This window comes from Nannocystis bainbridge, from assembly GCF_028368995.1.
Classification (GTDB): Bacteria; Myxococcota_A; Polyangia; order Nannocystales; family Nannocystaceae; genus Nannocystis; species Nannocystis bainbridge.
In genome coordinates this window covers 1,758,509-1,776,958 of record NZ_JAQNDL010000002.1, presented here as the reverse complement: position 1 = coordinate 1,776,958, position 18,450 = coordinate 1,758,509, and the positions used below count along the sequence as shown (strand labels likewise).

Annotated in this window: 17 protein-coding genes; 4 read left to right on the top strand and 13 right to left on the bottom strand. The window is 71.4% G+C overall.

What is annotated here, in order from left to right; genetic code table 11:
- Positions 1-44: 44 nt before the first annotated feature.
- Positions 45-788 carry a hypothetical protein gene (locus POL25_RS24675; RefSeq protein ID WP_272088608.1) on the top strand — a complete coding sequence of 248 codons (744 nt, stop codon included), beginning with the start codon at positions 45-47 and terminating at the stop codon, positions 786-788.
- A 263-nt stretch (positions 789-1,051) separates the two neighbouring features.
- Here POL25_RS24675 and POL25_RS24670 read toward each other — a convergent pair whose 3' ends face one another.
- From POL25_RS24670 to POL25_RS24650, 5 genes are all read right to left on the bottom strand, one after another.
- On the bottom strand, positions 1,052-1,849 hold the full coding sequence (locus POL25_RS24670; protein WP_272088607.1) for an ATP-binding protein: 798 nt from the start codon (positions 1,847-1,849) through the stop codon (positions 1,052-1,054).
- Positions 1,850-1,915: 66 nt separating this feature from the next.
- On the bottom strand, positions 1,916-3,160 hold the full coding sequence (locus tag POL25_RS24665) for a pyridoxal phosphate-dependent aminotransferase (protein WP_272088606.1): 1,245 nt from the start codon (positions 3,158-3,160) through the stop codon (positions 1,916-1,918).
- Between the two features lie 136 nt (positions 3,161-3,296).
- The gene (locus POL25_RS24660) at positions 3,297-4,247 is read right to left on the bottom strand and encodes a terpene synthase family protein (protein ID WP_272088605.1); all 951 of its coding nucleotides are present in this window, start codon (positions 4,245-4,247) and stop codon (positions 3,297-3,299) included.
- Positions 4,248-4,762: 515 nt separating this feature from the next.
- On the bottom strand, positions 4,763-5,980 hold the full coding sequence (locus POL25_RS24655) for an ATP-grasp domain-containing protein (protein WP_272088604.1): 1,218 nt from the start codon (positions 5,978-5,980) through the stop codon (positions 4,763-4,765).
- 51 nt (positions 5,981-6,031) lie between these two features.
- Positions 6,032-7,468, bottom strand: a complete 1,437-nt coding sequence (locus POL25_RS24650; RefSeq protein ID WP_272088603.1) for a sigma-54-dependent transcriptional regulator — start codon at positions 7,466-7,468, stop codon at positions 6,032-6,034.
- Between the two features lie 133 nt (positions 7,469-7,601).
- Here POL25_RS24650 and POL25_RS24645 point away from each other — a divergent pair, with 133 nt between their 5' ends.
- The gene (locus tag POL25_RS24645) at positions 7,602-8,534 is read left to right on the top strand and encodes an alpha/beta fold hydrolase (protein WP_272088602.1); all 933 of its coding nucleotides are present in this window, start codon (positions 7,602-7,604) and stop codon (positions 8,532-8,534) included.
- Between the two features lie 163 nt (positions 8,535-8,697).
- A complete protein-coding gene (locus tag POL25_RS24640; RefSeq protein WP_272088601.1) occupies positions 8,698-9,663 on the top strand; it encodes an aromatic ring-hydroxylating oxygenase subunit alpha in 966 nt (321 codons plus the stop codon).
- Positions 9,664-9,741: 78 nt separating this feature from the next.
- Here POL25_RS24640 and POL25_RS24635 read toward each other — a convergent pair whose 3' ends face one another.
- From POL25_RS24635 to POL25_RS24620, 4 genes are all read right to left on the bottom strand, one after another.
- Positions 9,742-10,608, bottom strand: coding sequence for an acyl-CoA thioesterase (locus POL25_RS24635; RefSeq protein WP_272088600.1), 867 nt, complete (start codon positions 10,606-10,608; stop codon positions 9,742-9,744).
- Between the two features lie 222 nt (positions 10,609-10,830).
- Positions 10,831-11,622, bottom strand: a complete 792-nt coding sequence (locus tag POL25_RS24630) for a hypothetical protein (protein ID WP_272088599.1) — start codon at positions 11,620-11,622, stop codon at positions 10,831-10,833.
- Positions 11,619-12,026 (bottom strand): hypothetical protein, encoded by a 408-nt coding sequence (locus POL25_RS24625; RefSeq protein ID WP_272088598.1) that lies wholly within the window; start codon positions 12,024-12,026, stop codon positions 11,619-11,621. Before POL25_RS24625 ends, POL25_RS24630 begins: the two co-directional genes overlap by 4 nt.
- Before the next feature lie 2 nt (positions 12,027-12,028).
- Complete coding sequence (locus POL25_RS24620; RefSeq protein ID WP_272088597.1) at positions 12,029-12,571, bottom strand: RNA polymerase sigma factor; 543 nt, start codon at positions 12,569-12,571, stop codon at positions 12,029-12,031.
- Between the two features lie 196 nt (positions 12,572-12,767).
- On the opposite strand from POL25_RS24620, the gene POL25_RS24615 reads away from it, so the two are divergent.
- Positions 12,768-14,075, top strand: a complete 1,308-nt coding sequence (locus POL25_RS24615; RefSeq protein ID WP_272088596.1) for an ETX/MTX2 family pore-forming toxin — start codon at positions 12,768-12,770, stop codon at positions 14,073-14,075.
- 148 nt (positions 14,076-14,223) lie between these two features.
- Here POL25_RS24615 and POL25_RS24610 read toward each other — a convergent pair whose 3' ends face one another.
- From POL25_RS24610 to POL25_RS24595, 4 genes are all read right to left on the bottom strand, one after another.
- Positions 14,224-15,315: a phosphatase domain-containing protein gene (locus tag POL25_RS24610; RefSeq protein ID WP_272088595.1), complete on the bottom strand. Its 1,092-nt coding sequence runs from the start codon at positions 15,313-15,315 to the stop codon at positions 14,224-14,226.
- Positions 15,312-16,376 (bottom strand): phosphate acyltransferase PlsX, encoded by a 1,065-nt coding sequence (locus tag POL25_RS24605; protein WP_272088594.1) that lies wholly within the window; start codon positions 16,374-16,376, stop codon positions 15,312-15,314. The genes POL25_RS24610 and POL25_RS24605 overlap by 4 nt, the downstream gene beginning before the upstream one ends.
- A gap of 179 nt (positions 16,377-16,555) precedes the next feature.
- Positions 16,556-17,362, bottom strand: a complete 807-nt coding sequence (locus tag POL25_RS24600; protein ID WP_272088593.1) for a nucleotidyltransferase domain-containing protein — start codon at positions 17,360-17,362, stop codon at positions 16,556-16,558.
- Between the two features lie 32 nt (positions 17,363-17,394).
- A complete protein-coding gene (locus POL25_RS24595) occupies positions 17,395-18,336 on the bottom strand; it encodes a nucleotidyltransferase domain-containing protein (protein WP_272088592.1) in 942 nt (313 codons plus the stop codon).
- Between the last annotated feature and the right edge of the window lie 114 nt (positions 18,337-18,450).

The window sequence follows — 18,450 nt, the reverse complement described above, 5'->3', positions numbered from 1 at the left end:
TTTTTGAAAATGAATATCATTACGTCCTGCCATCGCTGTTCGCCATGACCCTGCGTACTCCTGCCCGATCTCCGCTGACCTTCCTCGCCGTCGCGGCCGTGCTCGCTTGTAGCTCGGAGCCGACGGCGACCACCTCCGGGCCCGTGTCGGGCAGCGAGGCTTCGACGACCGCGAACGAGTCGACGACGGGCGATCCGGCGACGGCGGCCGAGACGAGCGTGACCTCGGAGCCGACGACGGCGGCCACGACCACCAGCGCCGCGACCACGCAGGAGCCGACGACCGACGCGACGACGGCGGCGACTTCGACGGCGACGACCGCGTCGTCGACGACGGCGGGCGAGTGCACGGCCGAGGCCACCGACGAGTGTTCGGGCTGCATGCGCGAGGCCTGCTGCGAGGCGCTGGCGGACTGTCAGGGCGACCCGGCGTGCGTGGCCTGCGTGTCAGGCGAGGACGGCGACGCGTGCGAGTCGACGCCGGAGACGCACGCGCGCGTCGACGCGTACCTCGAGTGCAAGGGCTCGTCGTGCCAGGAGCCGTGCATCGGCGCGCCGGTCGGCAGCTGCGAGGACGCGCTGGCCGAGCTGGGGGCGGACGCGTGCTCGGCCTGCCTCGGCGAGAACTGCTGCGACGAGGTCGCCAGCTGCCACGGCAACGACATCTGCTGGACGGGCTGCTTCACGGTCCACGACGACGCGCTGTGCCACAGCGACCCCGACGGCCACGCGCTCTACCACGCGCTCAGCGCCTGCGCGGGGAACTCGTGCCAGGCGGAGTGCTTCTGAGCCGCGAATTTCCGGCCGATCGGGGATGGATCGCTCTCTGCCGCGTTGCGTACCGCGGCCCCGTCCCCGATCGGCCGGACCCTTGTCTCCGAGGGGCCGGCGCGTGGCCATGCGCCCGCGAGCGCTGAACTCCGGCGGGGCGCCCGAGACGCTGCCGACGGGGCGTGTCGACGATGGCGCGGGCGCGCACGGGGGCTGACCTTCGGGGCATGTCCGCGCGGGCATGTCCGTGAGGGCATGTCCGCCAGGGCATGTCCTCGCGGTCAGTTGCCGGAGACGTTGCCCATCGAGGCGTTGATGTACGACGGCAGGACCACGCGGACCTCGGTCTGCGTGGTGTGGAACTGGACGGGGAGGGCGGTGGCGCCGGCGATGCTGCGGCGGATGGCCGGGATGCCGCGGCCGACCTGCTCGAGCAGGCCGAGGTGCCGGGCGGTGGCGGCGAGCAGCGGGTTGCGCGGGAAGGAGGCGCCGCCGTGCTGGGCCAGGTCGTCGAGGGAGATCGGGAGAGACAGGCCGCCGGGGCTCCAGATCTCGAGGCGATCGTTGAAGATCCGCAGGGACGCGCGGCCGCTGAGGCGGTAGTCGCGGTGGACGAGGGCGTTGACCAGCGCCTCGCGCACGGCCTCCTCGGGGTACTCGGGCGCGAGGTCGGCGGGCACGAGCAGGTTGGGCGCGGCGCGGGTGTTGGCGCGCACGAACTCGAGGCCCTGGCGCACGAGGTCGGCGAGGTTGCCCTCGGCGTCGAGCCGCGCGGCGATCGGGTCGGCGAGCGCGGCGCCGCGGATCCGCACGATCGAGAGGCCCCACTCGGGCCGGGCGAGCTGCGGAGCTGTCCCGAAGGCCATGAGACCGACGACGGTGGGCGTGGGCTGTCCGGCGGTGGTGCCGAGCAGGCCGAGGCGCTGGGCGGCCCGCTCGAGCGCCCCCGGCTCGGCACCGAGGCCAGGGACGCGGCGCCGGACGTAGGCCTCGAGCGCGGCGGGATCGAGGTCGTCGAAGCTGGCGCCGGCGACGGGGCTGCGCTCGAAGCCGAGCGGCGTGGGGGCCACGAGGCTCATGCGGGGAGTGTAACCGGCCTTGCGTCGATGATGCGCGTCGGTTCAGCGCGGTTCAGCGCGCGCGGTTCAGCGCGCGCGGCGGCTGTAAGCTTCGAGGCCGGCGCGCAGGATCTCGAGGCAGCGCGCGAGCTTGTCGCGGCCGAGCACGTAGGCGATCCGCACCTGGTTCTTGCCGAGGCCGGGGGTGGCGTAGAAGCCCTCGGCGGGGGCCATCATCATGGTCTCGCCGCCGAGGTCGAAGTCGCGGAGCATGAAGATGCAAAAGTCTTCGGCGTCGGCGACCGGCAGATCGGTGATGAGGTAGAAAGCGCCCGTCGGCGTCGGGCAAGAGACGCCGGGGATCGCGTTGAGGCCGGCGACGATGAGATCGCGGCGGGCCCGGTACTCGTCGACCATGGCCCGCATCTCGGCGACCGGGGTGCGCAGGGCGGCGAGGGCGGCGTGCTGATCGACGGTCGGCGGGGACAGGCGGGCCTGGGCGAACCGCAGGCAGGCGGAGTAGAGGGCGGCGTTGCGGGTGACGAGGCAGCCGACGCGCGCGCCGCAGGCGGAGTAGCGCTTGGACACCGAGTCGATCATCACCGCGTGCTCGGCTAGGCCGGGCACGGCGAGCACCGAGGGCGCGCGCGGCAGTGCGTCGGCGGCGGCGGGCTCGTCGGGGTAGACGAACTCGCGGTAGACCTCGTCGGCGACGAAGAAGATGCCGGCCTGGACGCACACCTCGCCGAGCGCGGCGAGATCGGCGGCGCTGAGCACCATGCCGGTCGGGTTGCCCGGCGAGGGGATGATGAAGGCGCGGGTCTTCGGGGTGATCGCGGCCCGCACGCGCTCGGCCGGGACGGCGAAGCTGTCGCGCGCGTGGGTCGAGACGGGCACGACCTCGACGCCGAGCAGGTGCGAGAAGCCGCGGTAGTTGGTGTAGTAGGGCTCGGCGACGAGGATCTGATCGCCGACGTCGCACATGGCGGCGATGGCGAACAGCAGCGCCTCGCTGCCGCCGACGGTGACGAGGATCTGGTCGGGGGTGATCGGGCCGCCGCCGCGCGCGGCGTCGAGGCCGTTGTAGTGCTCGGCGAGAGCTGTCCGATAGGCCAGGTAACCCTCGGACGGGCTGTAAGCGACGACGCGCTCGTCGTAGGCCTGATAGGCGGCGAGCATCGGCTGCACGGTGGCGAGGTCGGGCTGGCCGATGTTGAGGTGGTGCACGGTGACCCCGCGCGCCCGGGCCTGATCGGCGTAGGGAGTGAGACGGCGGATCGGGGACGCGGGGGCGTCGAGCCCGCGGCGGGACAGGCTGGGTGCGGCGGTCATGGGCACGCGGAGTGTGAGACGGTTTGCCGCGCTTGAGAAGACCGCCGCGGCCGGCGTCACAGGAGCGGGCGCGCGGCGCGGCGCGAATTGACGGTTCGACGCGGACCCGGAGACGAACCCGGGCGGCGCGATCGCGTCAACGCACGGCGCTGCCGTCCCCGGGGGCGTGGTAACGGCCGGTGCTGCGGGCCCAGTCGGCGTGACCGGAGATGAAGTGGATCAGGACCTGGACGTAGCGGCGCAGCTGGTCGTCGATGTCCTCGTCGAAGCTGGGCAGGTCGTCGATCAGGCGCGAGAACTCGCGCATCTCGATGTTGTGCAGCTGGATGGTGCGGGCGAGCGCGTCATCGAAGCTGAGGCCGTCCTCGTGCATGAGCACCAGGACAGTGTTGTTGACCTCACCCTTGGCCCGCTCTTTTTCGACGGTGTAGATGTCGTTGGCGAAGCCGACGATGGTGCTGGCGCTGCGCTCGAGCGAGCGGACCGACTCGTGCTCGAGCACGTCGGGCGGGAGGAAGATGTGCTCGGTGAGCTCGCCGAGGAGGAAGCCGGTGTAGAGGCCGACGGTGATCTGGCGGATCTTGTTGTGGCTGGCGAACGCCGGCACGACGCCGGCGGCGCGGTACTTGGCCTCGTCGACGAAGGCGTGGAAGAGGCGCTCGACGCAGGCGGAGAACCGGGGGATCCAGTTGGGCACGCGCAGCTCGAGCATGCGCTCGCGCAGGTCGCCGAACGCCTGGGCGAAGGGATCGATGAGCTGCGGGCGGGCGCCGTCGCGGAACACGCCGAGGAGGGTGCGCAGGTAGGCGGCGACCAGCATGGCGCCGCGGATCTGCTCGAGGCGGTCGTCGAGGCAGCAGAACAGGGTGGTCCAGTCGACGGCGACCTGCAGCGCGACCATGTCGGCGGTGGCCGGGAAGATGCGCGCGAGCAAGTGGCCGATCCGGCTGTCGCGCAGGGCCTCGATGTGCTTGTCGCTGCGGGCGAAGCCCATCGCCATGGCCCACTCGACGGTGCGCTCGTGGAGCGTGTCGGCCGCGGGGTGGACCGCCGGCGGGTAGGGGCACTCGAGCGTGGGGAGCTGCATGGCGCGCGCCGACCCGAGATGGCTGGTCTCGGTAGGCGGCGCTTCTGCCGCCTGCCCGGCGATTGCCACCAGAGACCGGCCCCGCGGCTCCGCGCGGTCCCTCGGCCACGTCGTCGCAATCGCTTCGACGCGCTGGCTGAAGGAACTGGTGGCGAGGGGCTGGGTCATGGGGGGCTTTCGGTCAGCGTCTGGAATCCTGCGTCGGATCACCCGCCGCAACAAGCCGGCGCACACCTGCACCTGCCTCCGCGGCTTCAAGGGCACTCCGACCACCACGCCACTTCAAGCTATACCGGATCCGCGTACGAACCGCACTTTGACGGCCAATCGAGGGGGGCCATGTGCACACCCTTCGCCACTCGTCACGAGTGCGGAGCCGGGACCTCGGGGGCGATGCGGGTGAAGCTGCGACCGCGAAGCGTGCCGGTACATCAAATCGCGCGGTGGGCGCGAGACCGGTCCCCCGCACCCTCTGCGCACGCAGCTGTCCCCGAGGCCAGCTGGGCCTCGACGCCTCAGCCGGCGTACATCTGCAGGTTCTCGCCGATGTCGTCGCTGATCGACACGAGGTCCTGCAGCTCGGGGTGACGCAGCATCAAGAAGCCGTCAGAGACGAGGGTGTTGCGCCAGTTCCGACGCGGCGAGCCGACCGGCAGCAGGTTGTCCCACACGATGTGCTCGCCGTAGAGCTTGCGGATCCGGTCGAGCCCGACGATGCGCTGGATCTGACCCTGACCGTGGGCGCGCTTGTAGATGGTGCTGACGTTGTACTTGCGCTGGATGTCGACGTCGAAGCGTCCCCAGGCGACGGCCCGGCCCCATTCGCGGAACACGTCGAATTCGCAGGCGTGGTTCATCTGGTCGACCTGGTGGGCGCCGGGCGGGCGGGCGCCGATCTCGCCGAACACCACCTCGCCGTCGGCCTTGAGGTACCACTCCATGTGGGTGAAGCCGGAGCGGAAGCCGAGCGCGCGGATGACGTCGTGGCCGAGCTTGACGCCGCCCGCGAGCGTGGGCTGGTCGACGTTGCGGAGGGCGATCACCTGCGGGCTGACCCACTCGTTGCTGCGGGCGACCAGCGGCCGCGGGCGGTACCAGGCGATGTTGAAGTAGGCGATTTGGCCCTCGACGCAGACGGTGTCGAAGGTGAACTCGGCGCCGTCGACGAACTCCTCGACGCTGACCTCGGGGACATGTCCGAGGCGCGGCAGGATGCCCCGCAGCTCGTCGGCCGAGTCGACGCGGTAGGTGTCGGCCGAGCCGGCGCCGGCGATCGGCTTGATGATGATCGGGAAGCCGATCTGCTCGGCGGCGTCCCAACACTCGGCGGTGGTGTTGCAGCGGACGTGCCTGGGGGTGCGCAGGCCGGCGGCGTCGAGGACCTGCTTCATCCGCTCCTTGTCGCGGAACGGGAGGGTCGCGGCGACGCCGAGGCCGTCGACGCCGAGGGCCTCGCGCAGGCGGGCAGCCAGCAGCATGCCGGGCTCCCACAAGCACTCGACCTTGTCGATCCGGCGCGCCTCGGGCCAGCGGCGCACGGCCTCGACCACGGCGGCCTCGTCCCACAGCGAGCGCACCTGCAAGTAGCCGGCGAGGCGCTCGCGCACCGAGGCCGGCAAGGCGCCGGGGTGCTGGTCGCCGACGCCAAAGACGTGCGCGCCGACATCGGCGAGGCCGCGGGTGAAGCTGGGCATCTCGCCGGGGTAGCCGGGGGACAAGAGCAGGATGTTCATGCGAAAGCTCCAGCGAGATGGGTATCAGGGCGCCGGAGCGGGCGCAACGATTCAGCTCTGCTTGAGCTGACGCTCGAGGCTGATCCCGAGCCGGTCCATGCGGCGGTACAGCGCCTGACGCGACAGCCCGAGCTCGGCGGCGGCGCGGGCGATGACGCCGCCGTGGGTCTCGATGGCGGCGATGATCGAGCGCCGCTCGGCCTCGATCTCTTCGTTGTTGCCGACAGCCGCCGGTTTGGTCTCCGACGAGGGGTGATTGCGCGGGGTGACGGTGCCGTCGGCCGCCGGCGCCTTGTCGTCGAGCCCGAGGTCGGCGGGGGTGACCTCGCCGCTCTGGCACAGCAGGGTGGCGCGCTGGATCCGGTTCTGCAGCTCACGCACGTTGCCGGGCCAGTCGTGGCCGAGCAGGGCGCGCATGGCCTCGTCGCCGAGCCGCAGCGGGTCGCGGCCGGGGGTGAGCTGACCCTGCAGGAAGGTCTCGGCCAGCGGCAGGACGTCCTCGCTGCGCTCGCGCAGCGGGGGGATCCGGATCTCGATGACGTTGAGGCGGAACAGCAGGTCCTCGCGGAAGATGCCCTGGGCGATCATCTGCCGCAGGTTGGCGTTGGTGGCCGAGACGATGCGGACGTCGACCTTCTTGGTGCTGGTGCTGCCGAGCCGCTCGAACTCGCCGGTCTGCAGCACGCGCAGCAGCTTCATCTGGCCCTTCTGCGACAGGTTGCCGATCTCGTCGAGGAACAAGGTGCCGCCGTCGGCGGCCTCGAAGCGGCCGATCCGGCGCTTGGTCGCGCCGGTGAAGGCGCCGATCTCGGCGCCGAACAGCTCGGCCTCGAGCAGCTCGTCGGGCAGGCCGCCGGCGTTGACCTTGACGAACGGCTGCAGCTTGCGCGGGCTGTTGGCGTGCACGATCTCGGCCAGCTTCTCCTTGCCGGAGCCGTTCGGGCCGGTGATGAGGACCGGGGCGTCGGCGCGGGCGACCGAGGTCGCGAGCGAGACGACGCGGTGCATCGCCTCGCTGGCGTAGACCAGGCCGCACAGGTCGTAGTGGCGCTGCAGCTCGTTGCGCGCGCGGGCCGACTGGGCCCGCAGGCGGTGGTTCTCGAGCCCGAGCTCGCGCATGCGCAGCATGTTCTTGACGGTGGTGACGACCTTGGCGTCGTCCCACGGCTTGCCGAGGTAGTCGGCGGCGCCCTCCTTGACCAGCTGCACCGCGGTCTCGAGCGAGGTCCAGGCGGTCATGAGGAGCACGGGCAGGTCGGCGTCGAGGCGCTTGATCTCGCGGAACAGCGCGGCGCCCTCCTGGCCCGAGGTCGAGTCTGTCTGAAAGTTCATGTCCTGAACGACAGCCCCGACGTCGCCCCGGGCGATGATCTCGAGCGCGGCCTGCGGGGTGTGGGCGACCTGCGTGCTCATCCCGTGGACGTCGAACAAAATCTCGAGGGCGGTGCAGACCGAGGGGTTGTCGTCGACGATGAGCACCTGCTGCATGCCCAGGGTTTTACCCTTCCTTGGCGCGGCCTTGCGGGGGAATTCGCGGCGAGCGCGAGCCCACGCGGGCCCCGGGCGTGCGCGCGCGGCGGTCCTCGCGCCTGGGCGGCCCCGGTGGTACGTCTTGGTCGGTATGGAGGCGAGCTTCCCGACGACCACTTTGTCCGTGGGCGGACTACAGTTCACCGCGCTGGAGGGATCCCGCTCGTCGGCGCGTGACCGCCGGCGGCCGCTGGTGCTGTGTTTACACGGTTTTCCCGACCATCACCGGACCTGGCGGCTGCAGATCCCGGCGCTCGAGGAGGCCGGCTTCCGCGTGGTGGCGCCGCTGCTCCGCGGCTACGAACCGTCGTCCCAGCCCATCGACGACGACTACCACACGATCCGGATGGTCGAGGACGTGCTCGGGTTCATCGAGTACCTCGGCTGCCTGCGCGTGCACCTGGTCGGGCACGACTGGGGGGCGGTGATCGGCTACCAGGTCGCGGCCCGGGCCCCGGAGCGGGTGGCGTCGCTGACGGCGATGGCGGTGCCGCATCCGCGACGGCTGGCCTCGCTGGCGGCGCTGCGGCTGCTGCCCCGGCAGCTGCGCAACTCCTGGTACATGTTCTTCTTCCAGCTGCGGCTTTTGTCCGACGTGGCGCTGCGGCGCAATGATTTCGCCCTGATCGACAAGCTGTGGCGCGACTGGTCGCCCGGGTTCACCCCGCCGGCCGAGGAGATGCGGCTGCTGAAGCGGACGTTCCGCCAGCCGGGCGTGGCCGCGGCGGCGCTCGGCTACTACCGCGACATGTTCGATCCGCTGACCCGCGCGGCCGCGGCCTCGCGGGCGCTGATGCGGGCGCGGGTGGCCGTGCCGACGCTGGCGCTGACCGGGGCCGACGACGGCTGCCTCGACACCCGGCTGTTCGACCTCATGAGCGCGGACGATTTTCCCCACGGGCTGTCGCTGCAGCGGATCGCGGGGGCGGGGCATTTCCTCCACCAGGAGCAGCCGGACGAGGTCAATCGGCGGCTTATCGAGTTCCTCCGCCGGCATCAGCCGGCGGACCCCGGCTGCGACTGAGGTCGCGGCGTGCGCATCGAGGCGGGCGGGCCCGGGGCCTGACGGGTCGCGCGCGACGAACGTGGTTCGCAGGCCGTGCGCCGCGACCGGCCGGCGAGAGCGGCGCCCGTCACATCCCCGGGTGCGGGGCCTGCCCACGTTTGCCCGCACAAGGGGGCTCGAGATGAGCAGTCGATTTCCGTTTACCGCCAACCCGATCGGTTGGTTCATGGTCGCTCTCTCCGACGAACTGAAGCCGGCCGGCGTGATGCCGCTGCACTACTTCGGGCGCGAGCTGGTGCTGTTCCGCGGGCAGGACGGGGTGGCCCGGGTGCTCGACGCCCATTGCCCCCACCTCGGCGCGCACCTCGGGCACGGCGGCTGCGTGGTCGAGAACAACATCACGTGCCCGTTCCACGGCTGGCGCTTCGACGGCTCGGGCAGCTGCGTGGGGATCCCCTACGCGAAGAAGATCCCGCCCGCGGCGATGCTGCGCCGCTGGTCGGTGTGCGAGCGCAACGGGATGATCTTCGTGCACAACGCCCCCGACGAGTCGTACGCGCCGACCTGGGACATCCCGACGCTGGCCGAGCACGAGTCGCCGGCGTGGACCGGCTACACGCGCCGGCGCTGGCGCGTCCGCACCAATGTCCACGAGATCATCGAGAACGCGTTCGACGTGGCCCACTTCTGCTCGGTCCACGGCGCGGTCCGCCTGCCCGAGTCGACGGTGACGATGAACGGCCCGCTGTTCCAGGTGCGCTCGCAGACCGCCTTCGACACGCCAGTGGGGGTGCTCGAGGGCGACATCGACATCCACATCTTCGGCTTCGGCATGTTCACCGCCCGTTACCGCGGGCTGCTCGAGGGGATCATCCTCGCCACGCTGACGCCGATCGACGACGAGTACGTCGACGTCCGCCTCACCTTCACGATCAAGCGCCTGCCCGACGAGGCGGCCACCGCGTTCGTGGCCCAGCAGTTCATGGAGGACGCCTGCCGCCAGCTCGAGCAGGACATCGCCGTGTGGGAGCACAAGAAGTTCCTGGCCCGCCCGCTGCTGTGCGAGGGCGACGGGCCGATCGGGCTGTTCCGCAAGTGGGCCCGCCAGTTCTACCCGGTGGCGACGCTGCGGGCCCGGGCGATCTGAGCGGGTGGTCGATCGGGCATGTCGTGATGGGCATGTCTTTTCAGACATGGCCCGAGGAGCATGCCCTGGCGGCCACGTTCAGATCGACTGCGGCAGCGGCGGGCGGCGGCGCAGGAGCATGCGCTGGTTGCCCCAGGCGACGAGGCGGCCCTCGTCGTCCCAGATCTCGATGTCGGCGGTGGCGTAGCCGGCCCGGGCGCGGCGGCAGTGGGCGTGGGTGAGCAGCCACTCGCGGCGGGTGTCCTCGAGCCAGTGGATGGTGAGGTCGAGGCTGGGAGCGATGGTGCCGGCGAGCTCGGGGCCGCCGATCTGGAACATCGCCGGCGGCATGGTATCGACGAGCGGGGGCAGGGCCAGCGGATCGAGCGAGCCGTCGGGCGTGGTCTGCGGGACGGCGTAGCGGTACCAGTAGGCGGCGCGATCGAGGCCGGGGACCCAGCGATCGGGGCGCCACCACGGCTCGCCGAGGGCGCGGCGGCAGTCGTAGTTGTGAAAGAAGGGCGGGGCGCTGCCGCCCTCGCTGCGCGCGTCGATCGGCGGCAGCTGGTGCGGGCCGGGCAGCGCGGGCGCACGGACGAGGCCGAGCTCGGGGCCCGGGCGCTCGCGGCCGAAGGTGGCGACGACCTCGAGGCCGGGGAACGGACCGCCGGCAGCGGACAGCGCGGCGCGCACCTGGGTGGCGAGCTGGCCGCGCCGCAAGACGACGACATCGATGACCAGCGGGCCCTCGCCGACCGGGGCGCAGAAGATGGCGGTGGCCGACAGCGGCTTCTGGGTCGGGTCGTCGATCTCGGCCGCGATCGCCCGCAAGGCCGCGGTCATGAGCGCGCCGCCCGAGGGCATGAAGTAGTTCCAGTGCGGCGGGAGGTCGAGGACGTAGCGCGCGGCGCCCTCGGGGCTGCGCACGACGGCGGTGTCGCGCGCGAGATCGGCGGGGTGCGTCATCGCCGGGGAGCTTACCTGAAACGGGCGGACGAACAACGTTCCGCGGGGATGTGCGGGCGGGTGAGACCGGACGCGGCCAGCGCCGTCCGACCCGCGAGGGGGGCGATGACGTCGGCGGCGGGGACGAAGCTGCCGAGGCCGGCGACGGGATGACCCGAGAGACATGCTCGATCGGGCATGCCCGATCGGCAAGGAGCGAGAGGACATGTCGTTCGGGCCATGTCACGCGCGCGGGCCGAGGGCTCGCAGGCTGGCGCGGAGGTCGGCGGTGCGGGCGGACATGGCCCGGCGCAGCTCGAGCTGGGCCAGGCCGGCGACGCCGAGCAGCGACCAGCCAGCGATGACGAGGGCGCGGACCCACACCCGCGGCAGCGGCAGGTCGACGAACAGCGGCGTGAGGTCGCTGAGCGCGAAGATGCCGGCGGCCGCGGTGACGAGCAGGAACGGGCGGGCCGCGGCGCCGCCCCACAGCGGGTGCAGGGCGCCGAGCAGCCACACGCCGGCGATCAGGACCACGGCATCGCACAGCTGGACGAAGCCGAGGTGGTAGAGGCGCGCGCCGGTGACGTGGGGGTAGATCGGGCTGCCGTGACGCAGCGCCCAGGCGACCTGCGAGGCCACCGCGAGGCCGACGAGGACGGCGACGAGGAGGGCCCAGCGCCACGGACGCGACAGCGGGGGGACCAGGGCGCCGGCGACGATCCGGCGCCGGGCGTCGATCAGGGAGGCGCACCACATCGCGTTCGACAGCGCCATCAACCACGTGCCAGGGCCCGGGCCGGTCGCGGCGCTGACGGTCTCGCCGACGACCGCGAGCCAGGTCGCGCCGGCGAGCCACAGCCAGGCGCTTCGCGGCGGATCGCCGGGCTTGTAGGCGCGGGTCACGGTGGCGGTGAGGACCAGCGCGACGAGCACGAGCAACGGGACCATCGGGCCGGCGTCGAGGACGACGCGGCTGACGGCGCCGACGGCCGCCAGGCCGACGAAGGCGACGAGCAGGCGCAGGCGGCTCACGTCGCGCACAGCTCCCTCCACAACACGAGGCCGAGCGCGAGCTGCTGGCGCACGTGGCCGGCGATGTCCTCGCCGACGAGCGGGCGCAGGTGGGTGAACAGCGAGGCGCCGACGGCCTCGACGTCGGGCCAGGCGATCGGCCGCTCGCGCGCGCCGCTGAGATCGAGCGCGCGTCGGGCCACGGCGGGCCCGAGCAGCGGATTCAAGCGCTCGAGGATGAACGCCTCGGGCTGGGCGAGCGCGGACTGCATGGCCCGGCGATCGGCGTCGGCGAGGGTAGAGACGACGGCGAGCAGGCGCGCGCGGGCGCCGGCGTGCTGCTCGGGCGAGCGCGCGTCGACGCGGGCGCGCTCCTCGACGTCGGCGACGGCGGCGAGCAGGGCGTCCAGCTTTCGATCGGTCATGGTCATCCCTTGTCCACCCAGTTGAGGAGGATGGCGTCGCGCGCCGCGAGCTTATCGAAGCGAGCGCGGGCGCGGGCGAGTCGGCGCTTGATGGTCGCCAGCGACACGTCGCAGGCGTGGGCGACCTCTTCGAGCTCCATGTCGTCGAGGTAGCGCAGCGAGAACGGGATGCGCTCGTCGACGGGCAAGCGCTCGATGACGCCGCGGACGCGATGCACGGCCAGGACGACGTCAGGGCTCGCGGTGGCGGCCGGCGGCTCGGGCACCGGCTCGTCGGCGCCGGCCCAGCGCAGCCACCAGCGGCCGCGCTTGCGCCGGATGTGCTCGCGGGCGACGAATACGGCGATGCCGGTGAGCCAGCGCGGCAGGACCTCGGGCGCGCCACGGAAGCGATCGAGGCCGCGGAAGGCCCGGAGGAACACCTCTTGCGTCAGGTCGGGCGTCTCGGGGTCGAGCCCGAGGATCCGCGTGAGCACGCGAGAGACGTGATCGGCGTGGCGATCGAAGAGATCGGCGATGGCCTGTTGGCGCTGGACGTCGCTCAACCTTCACGCGCCTCGCGAGGGTGATGCGCGAGCCGGACCGGGAAGTCAAGCGCGAGGCCGCTCGCACCGAAACGAGCGCGAGAGCGCGACGAAAAATTGCTGAGCCGCGATCGCAGCGGCCCGCCACTTAACGGGACCCGCACCCGGCGCGCCATCACGGCCGCGGGTCTGCGGTGCATTTGGGAGGAGTGGAGAGATGCCGACGATTACGGTCGAGATGGTGCGAGAGATGAACAAGCGGCTCGAGGCGCGCGGTTCGGCGCTGGTGATCGCCGAGCGCGAGTACCCCGACGCGCTCTATGACAAGAACCTGATCGCGCAGCCGGGCACGAGCGACGTGGCGCCGCTCATCATCGACGAGATCACGTACACCAACTGCGGCACGGTCAAGCAGTCGATCTCGGCGGCGGTCGAGAAGAAGGTGGTGGACACCGTCTCGGTCAAGAAGACCCACGGGGTCAAGCTCGGCTGGAAAGTCGGGTTCGAGTTCAGCCTCGGCATCAAGTTCAAGAGCGAGGTCGAGGTCGGCTACAACTTCCAGTCCGAAGACACGCAGACGACGACCGAGGAGATCCTCTACAAGTTCGCCACGCCGATCGACGTGCCGCCGATGAAGCGGGTGGTGTTCCAGGCGGTCGTGCAGCAGGAGAAGGTCAAGGACGTCCCGTTCACGATGATGGTGTTCCTCAAGGGCGGCGCGGTGTCGATGGTGCCGAAGGGCCTGGTCAAGCTGACCCGCTGGTTCAACGGCAAGGATCACTTCTATACGGCCGACGTCGAGCACCCGCAGGATCACGGCTACAGCGAGGAGACGTCGCCGGGGTATCTGTTCCGCACGCAGGTGGCCGGCACGGTGCCGCTGTACCGCTACTGGAACGGGACCGACCACTTCTACACGATCGACTACAACGAGCTCCGCGGCGGCGCGCACGGCTGGAACTTCGAGCGGATCGCCGGCTACGTGTACGCCAGCCCGCAGCACGGCGCGGTCCCGCTGTACCGCTACTGGAACGACGAGAACCATTTCTACACGACCGACTTCAACGAGCTCGGCGACGGCCGCCACGGCTACAAACGCGAGAGCATCGCCGGTTACTTGATCCCGCAGGCGGTGATCGACAGCGGCGTCACGCAGGACGTCACCGCGCTGCTGCCCGAGCTCGTCGATCGCACGTTCGAGATCGTCGGGACCTTCCGCGGCGAGTCGACGGTGCGCCAGGCCCAGATCCTGCTGCTCGAGTCGGACGCGACCAACCAGGAGTGCCAGGTGCTCGCCTCGAAGCTCGGCGGGGGGATGAACGCTCGCTCGGCCTCGAACGGGTTCTACGAGGTCCGCACGCCAGAGGCGGAGCTGGTCGGCAAGCAGCCGCTGCAGGAGAAGCCGAGCGCGAGCCCGGGGCCGCGGCTGCAGGCCAAGCCGGTGAAGCCGATCCAGCCGGCGAAGCCCGCCCAGCCGGCGAAGCCGGTCCAGCCCTCGAAGCCGCCCCGCGCCGGTCGCAAATGACCCGAGCCCGCCGCTGCGCCGGCCGCTTTTTCCCGGCGCGGTCTATGTCTATGGGGACATGTTCGATATGTAATGTCTATAAAGACATGTCCTGTATGACAGACCGAGGTCGCCGGCGAACGGCCCGCAGTCTCGCGGCAGCCGCCCGCTAATCGAGCAGGCGGATGCCGAGGAAGCGGTGCTGCTGCCGGCGGAAGCGGGCCTCGTGGTAGATGCCGAGGTAGTTGATCTCGGCCTCCCAGGCCGGGCCCGGCCGCTGCAGGTTCTCGAGCGAACCGATCGCGTCCTCGAACGCGTGGAGGAACCGCGGCACCGGTCGGCCCATCGTCGACTCGGCGGCGGCCAGCTCGCGCGACATCCGCTCGATGGTGCCGAAGTGGAGCACTCCGCGGCGCATCAGGTCTTGCAGCGAGTTCGCCAGGCGCTCGGGGGTGTAGCCCTCGAGCTCCATGGCCGCCGTGACGGCCAGCAGCCCGCGAGGCTCGAGCGCGCCGGCCTCGAACAGCACGGCCGCGCCCTGGAAGTAGTTGTAGATCGCGACGATGCGGGCCCCGTAGGCCGCGAAGCGGTCGAGCGGCGAGCGGCGCTCGAGGTGGATGAAGATCCTGCGCACCACCTCGCCGGAGCCGAACAGCTGGCGGTGGTAGGCCATGATCTCGTCGATGTCGCCGCGGTAGACCTTGCAGGTCGAGAGGATCGCCGCGAGGGCGACCGCGTCGACGCGGCCGGCGAGGATGTCGGCGTAGACGCTGTAGATGAACGCGTCCTGCTCGGCGTCGTCGCCGAACAGGTACTCGTCGACGTGCTCGGCCGCCATGTGGCTGAGCAGCAGCGCCTTGAGCTTGTAGCCGACCTGGCCGCGGATGGCCCGGAACCGGCCGCGCAGCAGGTTCTCGAGGTTGGGCTTGAGGATGAACATGTCGGGCTCGACGCCATCGAGCGCGAGCTTGGCGGTCAGCACCTTGCGCATCTGCCGGGGCGAGCCGCTGATGAAGGTCACGCGCCGGTGGCTGCGCTCGCGTGGGTCGAGCAGCGCGCGCAACAGGGCGCTGGCGCCGGCGACCGCGATCTTGTCCTCGGCCTTCTGCCGGAAGGTCCGGATCAGATCCTTGACCGAGTCGAACTCGGTGCGGAGGTAGGTCTTGTCGAGGTCCCAGCGCAGGTGCATGAAGCGGCGCGGCTGCAGCGCCTGGCCTTCGGGGCTGGTGGGCTCGGACGGATCGGCGGGGTCGGAACTCATGTCGCCTCCGAAGCGGGCGCGCTGGCCGGCGGCGCGCTCAGGCCGTGGAACGCGGCCACGCCGGCAGCCAGGCCCGCGATGACCTGCAGGCGATCGATCTTGGCGCCCAGCCGGATCGCGTTGAGGAAGGCGCGCCGGCCGGAGTCGGCCTGGGTGACCATCACCGCGCGATCGAAGCCGAGCAGGGGCGCGCCGCCGTAGTTCTCCCAGTCAGTGAACTCGCGGATCGCGGAGATGCCGTCGCTCAGCATCTGCACGCCGACGCGCCACTGGAACTTCTCGGCGGCGCGGCGCAGCAGGCTCTCGCCGGTGGCCGCGACGCCCTCGAGGGTGCGCAGCAGGACGTCGCCGGAGAAGCCGTCGGTGACGATCACGTCGGCGTCGCCCGAGGTGACGCTGTCGGCGCGGATGCAGCCGACGTACTCGAAGGCGGGCTTGGCGGCGAGCAAGCGGCGATGGGCCTCGCGCGCGCGTGAGGGCGCGTTGGAGATGCCGTGGCCGTTGCAGAGGAGGGCGACGCGCGGGCGATCGATGCGCGAGATCTTGGAGGCATAGGCCGCGCCCATGGCGGCGAAGCTGACGAGGTCGTCGCCGCTGCACTCGACGGTCGCGCCGACGTCGAGCAGCAGCGCGAACAGGTCGGAGACCGGGCCGTGCGGGCGCAAGGTCGGGTAGACGGCCGCCAGGGCGGCGTTGGGGACGCCGGGGATCCGGCCCAGGATCTGCTGCGCGCCGGCGACGATGAGGCCCGGCGCGCCGGCCGAGACGAACACCGCGCTCGGATCGCGGGCGACGAGCTCGAGGCCGACGACGACGCTGTTGCGCGGGGACTGACGCAGCACCTCGGCGGCGTCCATGTCGGGCTCGCAACGATCGCGGGCGTGGGCGACGCGCAGGCGCTCGGCGTCGTGGGCGATCTTCGCCAGCGCCGCCGTGATGTCGGCCTCGTCGCCGACGACGGTGATCTGGTGATCGAGCTGGAGGCTGGCGATCGCCGCGGCCTCGAGCGCCTCGCGCCCGCCATCGCGGCCTGCACAGCTGTCGAGGACGATATGAGCCACAGCCTTGAGGTTGTTGTAGCAGAGTCCGGGGGGCGGGCGCGCGGCGGCGCGGACCCGACCGCGGGCCCGGCGGCGGCGGGGCGCAAGCGCTGCCAAGCGGCCGCAGGCGGGCCGTGGGGCGCAGGGCTCGGCCGATCGCCGCGGCCGTGGATCACGCCGGACCGGGTGCGACGCGCAGGTTACAGGCGTCGTCGCCGCAGTTCGACGAGCCACGCCTCGCAGGCGACCTCGTTCGGGGGATCGGCCGGCAGCGGGCTGTGCTCCAGGGCCGCCTGGAGGTCGGCCTCGAGCCTGGGCCAGGCGGCGCGGTGGAGGGCGTCGATTTCCTGGGTCACCGCGCCCTTTTCCGTGCCCTCGACCTTGATCCGGATCAGCGAGAGCGCGTCGTCGTAGCCGTATAGCGGGGCCAGGCGGCGCAGATCGGCCTCGAGCTCGCCGGTGCGCAGCAGGTGCACGCCGGTCAGCGCGACGCGGTAGGCGTAGAGGAGGCTCTTGGCGCGCGGCACCGGCTCGCGGTCGTGCTCGCGGCACATGCCGCGGAAGAAGCCCTGATAGTGGCGGATGAACCGGCGCGACACGGCCCCGCGCGCGAGCGCCTGCAGCTCCTCGATCTCCGGCGACTCGTACAGCTGGAACGGCGACAGCAGGCGCTCGATCATGTTGCCGTTGCCCGCCAGCAGGAGGGCGAGCGCGCGGCCGACCTCGGTGAGGCTGAGGTCGCACTCGAGGCCCTCGAACTCGGTGAGCCGCTCGACGGCGTCGCCGGGGCGGTGAAGGCCGAGCAGCGCCCGCGTCGGGGCGATGAACACGCCCTTGAGATCGAGGTCGCTGTCGGGCGAGCTGAAGCCGTAGTTGTGGCTGCCGGTGACGCCGCACTGGAACACGTCGCCCGGCACGGCGCAGGTGAGGATGAAGCGGCGCCCGAGCTCGAGGTCGGGCAGGGCGTTGGGCGGCAGGTCGAGGGTCATGAGGGTCTTTCGGGACATGTGCGAAGGGGCATGTCCTTCGGGGAAGGTTTTCAGGAGGCTGTCTTCGAGGCCATGTGCGCGAGGGCCCGGCCGACCAGGTCGGTGCACAGGGCGTCGAGCGCGGCCTCGTCGGGCGCGGGCGGCAGCGGCGAGCCGGCGACCGCGGCCTGGGTGCGCTGGTGGAGGGCGTCGGCGGCTTCCATCAGCCGCTCGTAGCTCCACGCGCCGCCGCGGATCGCCAGCAATTCGTCGCGGTCGTCGCGGCGGACCTTCGGCTGGCCGGTCTCGACGATCTCGGCGCCCATGCGCAGCAGACGGATGAGGTGCATGCCGTGCTTGGTGTCGTAGCCGAACTCGGCCTCGAGCGCGCTGCGCCGCGGGTTGCGGTTCTTGAGCCAGCCCTGATAGGCCTCCCACTCCTTGCGCGCGGCCTTGTAGCGGCGCTCGCGGTCGAGGACGCCGAGGAAGTTGGTGGTGAGGTCGGCCTCGGCCATGCGCCCGTCACCCAGCATGGCCTCGACGGCGCCCATCTGGTCGCGCGAGATGAGGCGCGTCTCGGGCAGCTCGAACTCGGCGCGCGTGGGCTCGTGATCGGGCGGGTGCATGACCCACTTGCGGTGGGTCTTGATGCGCCCGAGCTGGCTCATGGCGTAGCCGGAGAAGCTGTCCTTGATCCGCAGCGACAGGAACCGATCGCGCTCGGCGAGCAGGCGCTCACCGAGCGGGGTGCACACGGTGTGGCAGTCGGGCGGGGTCCACAGCAGCTCGAGCACCGTCGGGTTGGCGGCGGCGGCGAGGCGGAAATACTTGCGGATCTCGAAGCGGACGTGGTCGGCCGTCAGCTCGATCTGCTCGGGCCCGCCGACGAAGCCGTGGTACCAGGCCGCCGGCCCGACGAGGATGCCCTTGAGGTCGACGTCGGAGGTGGGCGTCTGGAGGCCGTAGGCCTGCGAGCCGTGGACGGTCTCGTAGAGGAGCAGGCTGTCGGCCATGGGGCGGCGACGATAGCACGCGGCCGCGCGGGGCGTGCGAGGAGGGGCGGGCGATCGCGGGGGAGGCGAGGCTTGGGTTCGCGCATGTCCTGGGGGACAGATGGGCGGAGGTCG